Genomic DNA, 13,623 nt, shown 5'->3' with positions numbered 1-13,623 from the left:
GGAGCCGCGGCGCTCAGCCCCAGCTTTCGCATTGCTGCGCAATGCGGGCAGGGGGACGCAGCCCTCGCTGCGGGGCGGCCCTTGCTGGGCTGCCCTCGTCTGCGCATTGCCAGTTTCAAGCGCAGTGGGTCACGCCCAACACCATGCACAGCTGATATGAACTCCCCAGGACAGATGCACATGCAACACTCCTCTTTCTCCTTCAAGTTTTCCCCCACCGCCTTCGCCGTGATCGCCGCCTGCGTGCTGGCCACGGTCGGTGCACTGGTTTTCTCGGGCGCATCGCGTGCCGCCGATGAACCCAAGGCGAGCCAGCCCCGGCCTGCGCTCACCGTCAGCACGGCGCAGCCACAGCGCATGCAGGTGCCGCTGCGCCTGGCGGCCAACGGCAACATCGCCGCCTGGCAAGAGGCGAGCATTGGGGCCGAGAGCAACGGCCTGCGCCTGACCGAGGTGCGTGTGAACGTGGGCGATGTGGTCAAGGCCGGGCAGGTGCTGGCCACCTTCTCGGCCGACACGGTGCTGGCCGATGTGGCCCAGAGCCGCGCCAGCCTGCTCGAAGCCCAGGCCAACGCGGCCGAGGCCGCCGCCAATGCCGGCCGAGCCCGCTCGTTGCAAGCCACGGGCGCACTCAGCCAGCAGCAGATCCAGCAGTTCACCACGGCTGAGCAAACCGCCCAGGCCCGCGTGGAGGCGTCCAAGGCCGCGCTGAACGCGCAGCAGCTGCGCCTCAAATACACGCAGGTGGTGGCGCCTGACAGCGGCGTGATCTCGGCCCGCACGGCCACCGTGGGCGCGGTGGTGGGTGCCGGCACGGAGCTGTTCCGCATGGTGCGCAAGGGCCGCCTGGAGTGGCGCGCCGAGGTCACGTCCACCGAGCTGCGGCGCATCCAGCCCGGGGCCAAGGTCAGCGTTACGGCTGCCAGCGGCGCCGCGGCCGAGGGCACCGTGCGCATGGTCGCACCCACGGTGGACCCGCAAACGCGCAATGCGCTGGTCTACGTGGACCTGCCCGCCAACACCGACTTCCGCGCCGGGATGTTTGCGCGGGGCGAGTTCGCACTGGGCAGCAGCGACGCACTCACCGTGCCACAAGAGGCGCTGGTGGTGCGCGACGGGTTCTCGTACGTGTTTGTGGTGGGCGGCGACCAGCGCGTGCAGATGCGCAAGGTCCAGACCGGCCGCCGCGTGGCCGACCGGGTCGAGGTGCTGTCGGGCCTGGACGCTGGAGCCTCCGTCGCTGTGCGCGGTGCGGGCTTTTTGAACGATGGCGACCTGGTGCGCGTGGCGGCCCCTGCGGCGGCGCCAGCGGCTGGCAAGCAGTCCTCCAGCCAGCATTTCATGCAAAAAGTGCCTGTAGCGCTAGTGGATCATGCGCAAGCAGCTATCAATTAAGGAGCATTCCACATGAATGTGTCCACCTGGTCCATCAAGAACCCCATACCGGCGCTGATGCTGTTTGTGCTGCTGACCTTCGGCGGCCTGCTGTCCTTCAACGCCATGAAGGTGCAGAACTTTCCCGACATCGACCTGCCCACGATCTCCGTGACCGTGGCGCTGCCGGGCGCCTCGCCCGCGCAGCTGGAGAACGACGTGGCGCGCAAGATCGAGAACAGCATCGCCACGCTGCAAGGCCTCAAGCACATCTACACCAAGGTGCAGGACGGCGGCGCCACCATCACCGCCGAGTTCCGGCTGGAGAAGCCCACGCAGGAGGCGCTGGACGACGTGCGCTCCGCCGTGGCCCGTGTGCGCGGCGACCTGCCGGGCGACGTGCGCGACCCCATCGTGACCAAGATGGACCTGGCCGCGCAGCCCGTGCTGGCCTTCACCATCGCGTCGGCCCGCATGGACGACGAGGCGCTGTCCTGGTTTGTGGACGACGCCGTGGCCAAGAAGCTGCTCACCGTGCGCGGCGTGGGCGCCGTCAACCGCGTGGGCGGTGTGCAGCGCGAGGTGCATGTGGCACTCGACCCGGTCAAGCTGCAGTCCCTGGGCGCCACGGCGGCCGATGTGTCGCGCCAGCTGCGGCTGGTGCAGACGGAGAGTGCCGGCGGCCGCACCGACCTGGGCGGCAGCGAGCAGCCGGTGCGCACGCTGGCCACCGTGCAGTCGGCGCAGGAGCTGGCGGGCCTGACGCTGGCACTGTCGGACGGCCGCCACGTGCGGCTGGACCAGGTGGCCACGGTGACAGACACCATCGCCGAGCCCCGGGCGCTGGCCCTGCTCAACGGCAAGCCGGTGGTGGGCTTCGAGGTGGCCCGCAGCAAGGGCGCGAGCGAAGTCGAAGTGGGCGCTGCCGTGCAGGCGGCCCTGCAGGAGATGCGCGCGCAGCACCCGGACCTGGAAATCACCGAGGCCTTCAACTTCGTGCAGCCCGTGCAGGAGGAATACGACGGCTCCATGCACCTGCTGTACGAAGGTGCGCTGCTGGCCGTGCTGGTGGTGTGGCTCTTCCTGCGCGACTGGCGCGCCACCTTCGTGTCGGCCGTGGCGCTGCCGCTGTCGGTGATCCCGGCGTTCATCGGCATGTACTGGCTGGGCTTCTCGATCAACGTGATCACGCTGCTGGCGCTGTCGCTGGTGGTGGGCATCCTGGTGGACGACGCCATCGTGGAGGTCGAGAACATCGTGCGCCATCTGCGCATGGGCAAGACGCCCTACCAGGCGGCCATGGAGGCGGCCGACGAGATCGGCCTGGCCGTGATCGCCACCACCTTCACGCTGATCGCGGTGTTTCTGCCCACGGCGTTCATGAGCGGCATTGCGGGCAAGTTCTTCAAGCAGTTTGGCTGGACGGCGTCGCTCGCGGTATTTGCCAGCCTGGTGGTGGCGCGCCTGCTCACGCCCATGATGGCGGCCTACATCCTCAAGCCCATCGTGGGGGACCACAAGGACCCGCGCTGGATGACGGTGTACCTGCGCTGGGCCGCGTGGTGCATCAAGCACCGGTGGATGACCTTCATTGCCACGGCGGCCTTTTTCATCGGCTCGCTGGCGCTGATCCCGCTGCTGCCTACGGGCTTCATCCCGCCGGACGACAACTCGCAAACCCAGGTGTACCTGGAGCTGCCGCCCGGCGCCACGCTGGCGCAGACGCGTGCCGTGGCCGAGGACGCGCGGCAGCGCATCGCCAAGGTGGAGCATGTGCAAAGTGTGTACACCACCATCGGCGGCGGCTCGGCCGGCACTGATCCTTTCATGGGAGGCGCCAGCACCGAAACGCGCAAGGCTACGCTGACCATCTTGCTGTCCGAGCGCGGCGACCGTCCGCGCAAGCAGGGCATCGAGAACCAGATCCGCGCCGCACTGGAGACGCTGCCTGGCGTGCGCAGCAAGGTGGGCCTGGGCGGCTCGGGCGAGAAGTACGTGCTGGTGCTCACGGGCGACGACCCGCAGGCGCTGACCACGGCCGCATTGGCGGTCGAGAAAGACCTGCGCACCATCCCCGGCCTGGGCAGCATCTCGTCCACCGCCAGCCTCGTGCGCTCCGAAATTGCCGTGCGCCCCGACTTTGCCCGCGCCGCCGACCTGGGCGTGACCAGCAGCGCGATTGCCGAAACGCTGCGCATTGCCACGGTGGGTGACTACGACGTATCGCTGCCCAAGCTCAACCTGGCCGCGCGCCAGGTGCCCATCGTCGTCAAGCTGCAGGACGATGCGCGCAAGGACCTGTCGCTGCTGGAACGCCTGCCGGTGCCCGGCGCCAAGGGCCCGGTGATGCTGGGCCAGGTGGCCACACTGGAGTTCAGCGGCGGCCCGGCCGTGGTGGACCGCTACGACCGCGCGCGCAACGTGAACTTTGAGATTGAACTCTCGGGCCAGCCGCTGGGCGACGTGACCAAGGCGGTGGAGGCGCTGCCCTCCATCCAGAACCTGCCAGCCGGCGTGCGCCAGATCACCATTGGCGATGCCGAGATGATGGGCGAGCTGTTTGCCAGCTTTGGCCTGGCCATGCTCACCGGCGTGCTGTGCATCTACATCGTGCTGGTGCTGCTGTTCAAAGACTTCCTGCACCCGGTGACCATCCTGGCGGCGCTGCCGCTGTCGCTGGGTGGCGCGTTTGTGGGGCTGCTGATTGCGCAGAAGAGCTTCTCGATGCCCTCGCTCATCGGGCTGATCATGCTCATGGGCATTGCCACCAAGAACTCCATCCTGCTGGTGGAGTACGCGATTCTGGCGCGGCGCGAGCATGGCATGACGCGCTTTGAGGCGCTGATCGACGCCTGCCACAAGCGCGCACGGCCCATCATCATGACCACGCTGGCCATGGGTGCAGGCATGCTGCCCATCGCCATCGGCCTGGGTGCTGCGGACGCGAGCTTTCGCTCGCCCATGGCGGTGGCGGTGATTGGTGGACTCATCACCTCCACGCTGCTGAGCCTCCTGGTGATTCCGGCGGTGTTCACCGGGGTGGACGACCTGGGCCAGGGGTTCGGCCGGCTGGCCCGCCGCCTGCGCGGGGGGCGCCATGCCCCGGGCGCACCGGCGGCCCCCACAGCCGCAGCCACGGCGCAACCAGCACCTCCCTCCGCCCCCTGACGCCGAGTCTTGGCGCCGCCCCCGGCGTGAGCCCAAAAAGCAGGGCAATCACGGGGGTCGCGCGGGCTTTGGCGGGAGGTAGCCGTCGGATAATGCAACGCGCACCATGAACCTCGTCAGCCTCAACATCGAATCCATCCAGCTGGGCCATCCCCTGCCTTTTGTGCTGCGGGGGGCCGACGGCGTGTTGCTGGCGCAAAAGGGCTATGTGATCCGCACCCGCGACGAACTGGCCAAGCTGGTCGAACGCGGGCGCGAGCTGTGTGTGGACACCGACGAATCCGGCGGCAGCCACCGCGCCTACCTGGCGCAGCTGCAGCGCATGCTGATCGCCGACACCAACCTGGGCGAGATCGCCGCCATGAAGATGACGGCCGGCGAGCAGGCCGCCGCAGCGGCCGCTGCGCGTGCGGGCAAAACCCTGCCCGACTGGCCCGAGCTGCAGTTGCGCGCCACGCAGTTGCTGCGCACCCCGTCGCCCAGCGACTTTGGCGGGCGGTTTCAGGCGCTGCACGACGAGCTGGTGCGCCATTGCGAACAGACGCCCGACGCCACGCTGCTGGCACTGATCTATCTCTCGGCCCAGGAAACGCGCATGTACAGCGCCACGCATTCCATGCTGGTCAGCTGCGTGTGCATGGTGGTGGCCCGCGAGATGCTGCGCTGGCCCAGCGGCCGGGTGCAGCAATTGGGGCACGCAGCGCTGAGCATGAACATCGCCATGACCGAGCTGCAGGACCAGTTGGTGCTGCAGACCCAGCCCCTCACCGCGACCCAGATTGCCGCCGTGGAAGACCACGCGGCGCGGTCCGAGGCGCTGCTGCGCCACCTGGGCGTGGCCGACCCGGTGTGGCTGGAGGCCGTGCGCTGCCACCACCACCGCACGCCCGGGCCCCTGGCCAAAAAGACCGAAGCCCAGCAAATGGCCCGCCTGCTGCAGCGCGCCGACATTTTTGGCGCCCGCCTGGCCCCCCGCGCCGCGCGGCTGCCCATGCCTGTCACTGCCGCCATGCAGGCCAGTTACTACGACGAAGAACACCAGGTGGACGAGGCCGGCGCCGCCCTCGTCAAGACCCTGGGCGTCTATCCCCCCGGTGCCTTTGTGCGCCTGGCCAGCCGTGAAGTGGGCGTGGTCATCCGCCGGGGCACCACCGCCACCACCCCCCGCGTGGCCGTGGTGACCAACCGCGACGGCATGGCCACGGGCGAGCCCATTCCCCGCGATACGGGCATGCCGCCCTGGAAGGTCACCGGGGTGGTGGCTTTCAAGGACGTGCGGGTCAACCTGTCGCTGGACCGCCTGCTGCAGATGGTCTGACGCCAGGGAGGGCGCTGCGAGCCCCCCGGTTCTGCGTGCCGCCGCTGTCTGCGGCGGGCCACAGCTCCCCCTCATACCTGCATGAGGCGTTGCCCATGCGTGGCTCCTGCCGCCCGTCACTGGGGCTGAAGCTGTATCCACTCCTTTCCCTACCGCGCCATGGGCCAGCGCCGGTGGTACTGCGCGGCCGCTTTTTGGCCCCCGCGTCCCGCTTCCTTCCGAAATCTGAATCCAAACGCGTGCGCGCCACGTAAACCATTCAGTACAAATAAAAACTCATGTGGACAAAAAATGATGAAATGGTTAAATTGGCCGCACTCACTGCCCAAAGTCCTATGAACCGCCTTACAAGACTCCTCTCGACAGCCACCGCGCTGGCGGCCTGGCTGCTGCTGGCGCCCGCCGCCCAAGCGGCCGATGCGCCTGCAGCGTGCCCGGCCACGCTGCAGCACACCTTTCCGCGCCTGCAGGACGAAAAGCCGCAGTCGCTCTGCCAGTACAGCGGAAAAGTGGTTCTGGTGGTCAACACGGCCAGCTTCTGTGGCTTTACCGGCCAGTACAAGGGGCTGGAAGAGCTATATGCCCGCTACAAGGACAAGGGGCTGGTGGTGCTGGGCTTCCCGTCCAACGACTTTGCCCAGGAAAAAGGCAGCAACAAGGAAATCGCCGACTTCTGCGAAAACACCTTCGGGGTGAAATTTCCCATGTTTGCCAAAAGCAGCGTGAAGGGCCCGGAGGCCTCGCCGCTGTACCAGCAGCTGGCGCAGCTGTCGGGCACGGCGCCCCGCTGGAACTTCCACAAATACCTGCTGGGGCGCGACGGCAAGCTGGTGGACAACTACTCCAGCCTGACCGGGCCGGACAACAAGGGCCTGGTGCGTGCCATCGAACAGCAGCTCGCCCTGCCCACACCCCGGTGAGCGCAATGACTTCTTTACATTTCTTGAAAAAAAATACAGGCGCCCTCTGGAACTTCGCCGGGGCGGCCTCACTCTATCCATTGCGCAAGACGATTGCGCAGCGTACAGTTTTAATGTTGCGAAGCCTTTCGGGCCCCCGGGTTCCGACTGACCTCCTGGAGCGCTTCTCCTCCCTCCCTCTCTTATTCGTTTCGGGACGCTTCGCAACCTTTTTATTCCGTGCACCGGCCAGAGGGAGCCGGTCATGAAAATCGCCATCATCGGCTCCGGCATCTCCGGGCTTTCCGTCGCGCACCAGCTGCGCGGCCAGGCGGACATCACGCTGTTCGAGGCGGGCGACTACTTCGGCGGCCACACCCACACCGTCGATGTCACCCTGCCCGATGCGTCTGGCGCCCCGGTCACACACGGCGTGGACACCGGCTTTCTGGTGTTCAACGAGCGCACCTATCCCCATCTGATCCGCCTGTTGGCCGAGCTGGGCGTGGACACGGCCAAATCCGACATGTCGTTTTCGGTGCAGGTGCCCGCAGCACTGGGCGGCGGCCGCGCGCTGGAATGGAGCGGCACCAACCTCAGCACCGTGTTTGCCCAGCGTTCCAACCTGGTCAACCCGCGTTTTCTGGGCATGCTGCGCGACCTGCTGCGCTTCAATAAGCTGTGCACGCGCATTGCCGACAAGCAGGCCGAGGCCGCGCTGATGCAGCCCCTGGGAGACTTCTTGCGCGAGCACCGCTTTGGCGACGCCTTCCGCGATTGGTACTTCTTGCCCATGCTGGGTTGCATCTGGAGCTGCCCCACCGACCAGATGCTGAGGTTCCCCGTGGCCACCATGATCCGGTTCTGCCACAACCACGGCCTGATCCAGGTGAGCAACCGCCCCCAGTGGTGGACGGTGTCTGGCGGTGCGCGCCACTATGTGGACAAGATCGTGGCGGGCATTGCCGACAAGCGCCTGAACACCCCCGTGCGCCGCATCGAGCGCGATGCCGCCGGGGTGCGCGTGGTGACCGCAGGCCACACCGAACACTTTGACCAGGTGGTGCTGGCCACCCATTCGGACCAGTCGCTCGCCCTGCTGGCCCAGCCCACGCCGCACGAGCGCGCGGTGCTGGGTTCCATTCGCTACCAGGCCAACCGCGCTGTCCTGCACACCGATACGTCCGTGCTGCCGGCGCGCCGCGCCGCCTGGGCCGCGTGGAACTACGAACGTGCGCCGCAACGCAGCCGCGAGTCGGCCCGCGTGTGCCTGCACTACCTCATCAACCAGCTGCAGCCCGTGCCCTTTGCGCAGCCCGTGGTGGTGTCGCTCAACCCGGTGCGCGACATAGCGCCCGAACACGTGATCGGCAGCTACGAATACGCCCACCCGGTGTTCGACATGGCCGCCATCCGCGCGCAGCAGCAGGTGGGCAAGCTGCAAGGGCAGCAGCACACCTGGTTCTGCGGCGCCTGGACGGGCTACGGCTTCCACGAAGACGGCCTCAAATCGGGCCTGGCCGTGGCCGAGCAATTGCTGGCCGCCCTGCCGGCCCCCCTGGCGGAGGCTGCGTGAGCCACGCGCCGGCCCCCACCGCAGCGCCCCTGATCGGCTTCGGCCAGGTGCGCCACACGCGGCTGCGGCCCCGGCGGCATGCGTTCGCCTACCCCACGTTTTTCCTGATGCTGCCGATGCGCAGCCTGCCCGGCATGCGTGGGGAGCTGGCTGTGAACCGGCGTGGCGCCATCAGCTTCCACGATGCGGACCACGGCGACGGCCGCGGCGCCGCGCAGGGCGGGGCGCTGGCCTGGCTGGACGAGTTGCTGCGCACCGAAGGCATCACCGACGCCACAGGTGAGGTGTGGCTGCACTGCTACCCCCGTGTGCTGGGCTACACCTTCAAACCCGTGAGCTTCTGGTACTGCCACCGTGCCGATGGCCACCTGCGCGCCATCGTGGTGGAAGTGAACAACACCTTTGGCGAGCGCCACTGCTACCTGCTGGATGCGCCGCAGTACGGCGTGGAACAGCAGGCACGCAAGGTGTTCCACGTGTCGCCGTTCTGCGAGGTGAGCGGTGGCTACCGCTTTCGCTTCATGCGCACCGAGGCCGGTGCACAGGACGCAGGCCGGACCGTGGTGCGCATCGACCACGACGACGACACCGGCCCGCTCATCCAGACCAGCGTGAGCGGCACCCTGCAGGCCATCACCGCACAGACCCTGCGCCAGGCGCTCTGGGGCTACCCCGCCATGACGCTGGCCATCATTGCCCGCATCCACTGGCACGCGCTGCAGCTGTGGCTCAAGCGCGTGCGTTTCCATCGCAAGCCCGAGGCGCCTGCCTCCATCGTGACCCGTTGATCTCCATGTCGTTCCAGCCCCGCGAGACCGCCGCCATGAACTCCACCACAGCCACCCGCTCCGACCGCAACGCGCAGGCCCTGCCCGCAGGCACGCCGGCAGCCGCCCGCACCGCGCTCAGGCTGCTGCAGCGCCTGCAGCACGGCCACCTCACGGTGCAGTTGCCTGACGGCACCCTGCAGCACTTCGGGCACGGCGACGGCCCGTCGGCGGCGATCACGCTCAAGAACTGGAATGTCTGCAGCGCAGCGCTCAAGTCGGGCGACATCGGCTTTGCCGAGAGCTACATCGCGGGCGACTGGACCACCCCGCACCTGACCGATCTGCTCAAGCTCTTCATCGCCAACCGCCAGCAGGTGGAAGGCGTGATCTACGGCACCTGGGCCGGCCGCCTGCTGTACCGCATCAAGCACCTGCTCAACCGCAACACCCGCGCCAACAGCCAGAAGAACATCCACGCCCACTACGACCTGGGCAACGCGTTCTACGAACTCTGGCTGGACGACACGATGAACTACTCGTCCGCCTGGTTCGAAGGCGATGCAGGCGGCGACATGCGCGCTGCCCAGCACGCCAAGGTGCGGCGCGCGTTGCGCATGGCCGGTGTGCAGCCAAATTCCCGGGTGCTGGAGATCGGCTGTGGCTGGGGCGCGCTGGCCGAGATGGCGACCGTCGAATTCGGCGCCCACCTGACGGGCGTGACACTCTCCACCGAGCAGCTCGCCTTCGCGCAAAAGCGCATGGCGCAGCAAGGGGTGGCCGAGCACGCCGACCTGCGCCTGCAGGACTACCGCGACATCCAGGACGGCCCGTACGACGCCATCTGCTCCATCGAGATGGTCGAGGCCGTGGGCCGCGAATACTGGCCCACCTACTTCCAGTCGGTGAACCGCTTGCTCAAGCCCGGCGGCCGGGCCTGCATCCAGAGCATCGTCATCGACGACAGCCTGTTCGAGCGCTACATCAGCTCCACGGATTTCATCCAGCAGTACATCTTCCCGGGTGGCTGCCTGCCGTGTCCGCGCGAGTTCCGCCGCGAAGCCGAGGCGGCAGGTCTGCGCGTGGTCGACGAGTTTGCGTTTGGCCAGGACTACGCCGAAACCCTCAAGCGGTGGCGCGAGCGCTTCCTCGCGCAGCGCACGCAGATCCTGCAGCTGGGGTTTGACGAGCGCTTCATGCACATCTGGGAGTTCTACCTGGCGTATTGCGAGGCGGCGTTTGCGATGAGCAACATCGACCTGGTGCAGTACACCCTGGCCAAGGACTGATGATCGCTATGAAAAATATAGCTGCCACCGCAATATTCACTAGCGCATTGATGGCTTTTGGCCCTCAAACCGCGTCGGCGCAGGTTGCAGAGGCCAGCGCAGCCGCCGCAGCCCCGCTGTCGGGGGCCCGCCTGGTGGGCCAGGGCGTGCTGCGGTTTCTGGGGTTTGAGATCTACCGTGCGCGGCTGTGGGTGCAGCCCGGTTTTGATGCCGACAACTACGCCGCCCACCCCCTGGCGCTGGAGCTGACCTACCACCGCGATTTTTCGGCCGAGGCCATTGCCAAGCGCTCCATCGAAGAGATGCGCCGCGTGGGCAGCTTCACGCCGCAGCAGGCCGCGCGCTGGCAGCAGGCACTGACCGCCGCGCTGCCGGATGTGAAGGCCGGCGACCGGCTCCTGGGCCTGTACCAGCCCGGCACGGGCGCCGTGTTCAAGATGGGCGGGCGGGTGGTTGGCGAAGTGCCTGACGCCGAGTTCTCGCGCCTGTTCTTCGGCATCTGGCTGTCGCCGCAGACCTCCGAACCCGGACTGCGGCAAGAGCTGATCGCGGCCACCCGCACGGCGGGACAAGGGCAGCAATGACCACCACCACGCCCATGCGCGCCAGCCAAGGCCTGGCCTATGGGCTGCTGGGCCTGCCGCTGGCTTTTGTGGCGCTGCCGCTGTATGTGCTGTTGCCCAACCACTACGCCCGCGAGTTCGGCATGCCACTGGCCACGCTGGGCTCGGTGCTGCTGGCGGCGCGGCTGTTCGACGCGGTGTCCGACCCGCTGCTGGGGCGTCTGTCCGACTACTTGTTCAGCCGCTCGGTGCGCGCCGTGCTGGCGGTGGGCGCGGTGTCGGCCGTGGTGCTGGCACTGGGGCTGACCAGCCTGTTCTTCCCGCAGGTAGCAGGGGCCGATGCGCTCATCGCCTGGGCGCTGGTGGCGCTGCTCATCACCTACACCGCGTACAGCCAGCTGGGCATTGCCCACCAGTCCTGGGGCGCGCGGCTGGGCGGCGATGAGCTGCAGCGCGGCCGCATCGTGGCCTGGCGCGAGGGTGCCGCGCTGGTGGGCGTGGTGCTGGCTTCGGTGCTGCCCGCGCTGCTGGGCCTGCCGGTGATGCTCAGTGTGTTTGCCCTCACCCTGCTGCTGGGCTGGTGGGCGTGGACCAGAGCCCCACGCCCCGCAGACCATGCAGAGGCCGTGGCAGGCGTGTACCGCCCGGCACAGCGCGCCAGCCTGTGGCGGCCCTGGGGACGGGCTGCCTTTCGCCGCCTGCTGGCCGTGTTCATGCTCAACGGCATCGCCAGTGCCATCCCGGCCACGCTGGTGCTGTTCTTCATCCAGGACCGCCTGCAGGCCCCGCCGGCGCAGGAGCCCATGTTCCTCGCTGCCTATTTTGTCTGTGCGGCGCTGTCCATCCCGCTGTGGCTGCGTGCCGTGGCGCGCTGGGGCCTGGCGCGCACCTGGCTGGCGGGCATGCTGCTGGCAATTGCCGTGTTTGTGTGGACGGCGTTTCTGGGCGCGGGTGATGTGTTGCCGTTCATGGTGGTCTGCGCGCTGTCGGGTGTGGCCCTGGGCACGGACCTGGCCCTGCCCAGCGCCCTGCTGGCGGGCGTGATCGCGGCCGAGGGCGACAGCGGCCGGCACGAGGGCGCGTACTTCGGCTGGTGGAACTTTGCCACCAAGCTCAACCTGGCCCTGGCCGCAGGCCTGGCGCTGCCCCTGCTGGGCTGGCTGGGCTATACACCAGGCACGCGCAGCGATGACGGCCTGCAGACCCTGGGCCTGGCCTACGCCGTGCTGCCCTGCGCGCTCAAGCTGGCGGCAGCGGCAGCGCTGTACGTCCTTTTTCTGCGGCACCCACGCGGTGCGGCGATGGCTGGAACCTGACACCCATACCCCCAAGGCACAACCCATGATGCAAAGACGCCTCCTCCTTTCCGCCGCTGTGGCTGCGCCCGTGGTGCTGTCCGGCTGCGCCAGCCAGAACCTGGATGGCTACGCCACCGAGAAACCGGTGCTGGACCTGGCCCAGTATTTCAACGGCAAGATCGACGCCTACGGCATCTTCCAGGACCGCAGCGGCCAGATCGTCAAACGCTTCACCGTGGTGATGGACTGCAGCTGGAAAGACAACGAGGGCGTGCTGGATGAAGCCTTCACCTACTCCGACGGCACCACGCAGCGCCGCATCTGGCGGCTGACGAAGCATGCCGACGGCCGCTACACCGGCACCGCCGACGATGTGGTGGGCACGGCCAACGGCCAGACGCGCGGCAACGCCTTCCGCTGGAACTACACGCTGGCCCTGCCGGTGGATGGCAAGGTCTACAACGTGGACCTGGACGACTGGATGTACCTCATCGACGACCGGGTGATGCTCAACCGCGCCACCATGACCAAGTTCGGCGTGCGCCTGGGCGAGATCACCCTGTCCTTCACCAAACGCGCACCATGAGCCTCAACCCTCCCTTGCGCGACTGGCAGGGCCGCCGTGCCTGGCTCATCGGGGCCAGCAGTGGCATTGGCCGGGCCACCGCAGCCGCGCTGCATGCGCGCGGTGCGCAGGTCATCGTGTCGGCGCGCAGCGGTGATGCACTGAACGCCTTTGTTGTGCAGCACCCCGGCAGCATGGCGCTGGCTTTTGACACTGCCGAACCGGCACAGGTGCAGGCCGCCGCAGCGCAGGTGCTCGCGGGAGGGGCGCCCGACCTGGTGTGCTACTGCGCGGGCTACTACCGCGACATGCGCGCCACCGACTTCGATCTGGCCGTGATGCTGCGCCATGAGCAGATCAACTACAACGGCGTGCTGCACGTGCTGGCCGCCGTGTTGCCCGCCATGCTGGCCACAGCGGAGGCTGGGCGCCCAGGCCACGTGAGCCTGATCAGCAGCGTGGCAGGCTTTCGCGGCCTGCCCAAGAGCCTGGCCTATGGGCCCACCAAGGCGGCCCTCATCAACCTGGCCGAGGCGCTGTACTTGGACCTGCACGACCTGGGCATGGGCGTGAGCGTGATCAACCCTGGTTTTGTGGCCACGCCACTCACGGCGGGCAACGACTTCACCATGCCGGCCCTCATCTCACCCGAAGCAGCAGCGGCGGCCATCGTGCAGGGCTGGGAGCGGGGGCATTTCGACATCCACTTCCCCAAGCGTTTCACACGCGTGATGAAGCTGCTGCGGCTGTTGCCGTACCGTTGGTACTTCCCCGCCGTTCGCCGCTTCACAGGCCTTTGACTTTTG

At 67.7% G+C, this 13,623-nt stretch carries 11 protein-coding genes; all 11 read left to right on the top strand.

Features of this window, described 5'->3' with window-relative positions:
* Positions 1 to 180 precede the first annotated feature (180 nt).
* A complete protein-coding gene (locus ACTJKQ_RS09820; protein ID WP_440596712.1) occupies positions 181 to 1,395 on the top strand; it encodes an efflux RND transporter periplasmic adaptor subunit in 1,215 nt (404 codons plus the stop codon).
* Positions 1,396 to 1,407: 12 nt separating this feature from the next.
* Positions 1,408 to 4,542, top strand: a complete 3,135-nt coding sequence (locus ACTJKQ_RS09815) for an efflux RND transporter permease subunit (RefSeq protein ID WP_099731788.1) — start codon at positions 1,408 to 1,410, stop codon at positions 4,540 to 4,542.
* Positions 4,543 to 4,648: 106 nt separating this feature from the next.
* The gene (locus tag ACTJKQ_RS09810; protein ID WP_436076770.1) at positions 4,649 to 5,860 is read left to right on the top strand and encodes an HD-GYP domain-containing protein; all 1,212 of its coding nucleotides are present in this window, start codon (positions 4,649 to 4,651) and stop codon (positions 5,858 to 5,860) included.
* 335 nt (positions 5,861 to 6,195) lie between these two features.
* Positions 6,196 to 6,780, top strand: coding sequence for a glutathione peroxidase (locus tag ACTJKQ_RS09805; protein ID WP_056742863.1), 585 nt, complete (start codon positions 6,196 to 6,198; stop codon positions 6,778 to 6,780).
* 244 nt (positions 6,781 to 7,024) lie between these two features.
* Complete coding sequence (locus ACTJKQ_RS09800; protein ID WP_440596711.1) at positions 7,025 to 8,335, top strand: NAD(P)/FAD-dependent oxidoreductase; 1,311 nt, start codon at positions 7,025 to 7,027, stop codon at positions 8,333 to 8,335.
* Positions 8,332 to 9,123: a DUF1365 domain-containing protein gene (locus tag ACTJKQ_RS09795; protein ID WP_108498352.1), complete on the top strand. Its 792-nt coding sequence runs from the start codon at positions 8,332 to 8,334 to the stop codon at positions 9,121 to 9,123. Before ACTJKQ_RS09800 ends, ACTJKQ_RS09795 begins: the two co-directional genes overlap by 4 nt.
* Positions 9,124 to 9,158: 35 nt before the next feature.
* Positions 9,159 to 10,391 carry an SAM-dependent methyltransferase gene (locus ACTJKQ_RS09790; protein ID WP_056057551.1) on the top strand — a complete coding sequence of 411 codons (1,233 nt, stop codon included), beginning with the start codon at positions 9,159 to 9,161 and terminating at the stop codon, positions 10,389 to 10,391.
* A gap of 50 nt (positions 10,392 to 10,441) precedes the next feature.
* Positions 10,442 to 10,975, top strand: coding sequence for a chalcone isomerase family protein (locus ACTJKQ_RS09785; protein WP_440596802.1), 534 nt, complete (start codon positions 10,442 to 10,444; stop codon positions 10,973 to 10,975).
* Positions 10,972 to 12,270, top strand: coding sequence for an MFS transporter (locus tag ACTJKQ_RS09780; RefSeq protein WP_440596710.1), 1,299 nt, complete (start codon positions 10,972 to 10,974; stop codon positions 12,268 to 12,270). The genes ACTJKQ_RS09785 and ACTJKQ_RS09780 overlap by 4 nt, the downstream gene beginning before the upstream one ends.
* Before the next feature lie 25 nt (positions 12,271 to 12,295).
* Complete coding sequence (locus ACTJKQ_RS09775; protein WP_440596709.1) at positions 12,296 to 12,838, top strand: DUF3833 domain-containing protein; 543 nt, start codon at positions 12,296 to 12,298, stop codon at positions 12,836 to 12,838.
* Complete coding sequence (locus tag ACTJKQ_RS09770; RefSeq protein ID WP_108497024.1) at positions 12,835 to 13,617, top strand: SDR family NAD(P)-dependent oxidoreductase; 783 nt, start codon at positions 12,835 to 12,837, stop codon at positions 13,615 to 13,617. The genes ACTJKQ_RS09775 and ACTJKQ_RS09770 overlap by 4 nt, the downstream gene beginning before the upstream one ends.
* The last annotated feature ends 6 nt before the right edge of the window (positions 13,618 to 13,623 follow it).

This window comes from Acidovorax sp. 22279 (assembly GCF_052045435.1).
Lineage (GTDB): Bacteria > Pseudomonadota > Gammaproteobacteria > Burkholderiales > Burkholderiaceae_C > Acidovorax > Acidovorax delafieldii.
Note: the sequence above shows the minus strand (reverse complement) of the source record. Positions and strands in the feature narration are given on the sequence as shown.

What these genes read in the sequence shown, in the direction of transcription:
- ACTJKQ_RS09820 (WP_440596712.1), top strand. Translation starts at nt 181, where the DNA reads ATGCAACACTCCTCTTTCTCCTTCAAGTTTTCCCCCACCGCCTTCGCC.
- ACTJKQ_RS09815 (WP_099731788.1), top strand. Translation starts at nt 1,408, where the DNA reads ATGAATGTGTCCACCTGGTCCATCAAGAACCCCATACCGGCGCTGATG.
- ACTJKQ_RS09810 (WP_436076770.1), top strand. Translation starts at nt 4,649, where the DNA reads ATGAACCTCGTCAGCCTCAACATCGAATCCATCCAGCTGGGCCATCCC.
- ACTJKQ_RS09805 (WP_056742863.1), top strand. Translation starts at nt 6,196, where the DNA reads ATGAACCGCCTTACAAGACTCCTCTCGACAGCCACCGCGCTGGCGGCC.
- ACTJKQ_RS09800 (WP_440596711.1), top strand. Translation starts at nt 7,025, where the DNA reads ATGAAAATCGCCATCATCGGCTCCGGCATCTCCGGGCTTTCCGTCGCG.
- ACTJKQ_RS09790 (WP_056057551.1), top strand. Translation starts at nt 9,159, where the DNA reads ATGAACTCCACCACAGCCACCCGCTCCGACCGCAACGCGCAGGCCCTG.
- ACTJKQ_RS09785 (WP_440596802.1), top strand. Translation starts at nt 10,442, where the DNA reads ATGGCTTTTGGCCCTCAAACCGCGTCGGCGCAGGTTGCAGAGGCCAGC.
- ACTJKQ_RS09780 (WP_440596710.1), top strand. Translation starts at nt 10,972, where the DNA reads ATGACCACCACCACGCCCATGCGCGCCAGCCAAGGCCTGGCCTATGGG.
- ACTJKQ_RS09775 (WP_440596709.1), top strand. Translation starts at nt 12,296, where the DNA reads ATGATGCAAAGACGCCTCCTCCTTTCCGCCGCTGTGGCTGCGCCCGTG.
- ACTJKQ_RS09770 (WP_108497024.1), top strand. Translation starts at nt 12,835, where the DNA reads ATGAGCCTCAACCCTCCCTTGCGCGACTGGCAGGGCCGCCGTGCCTGG.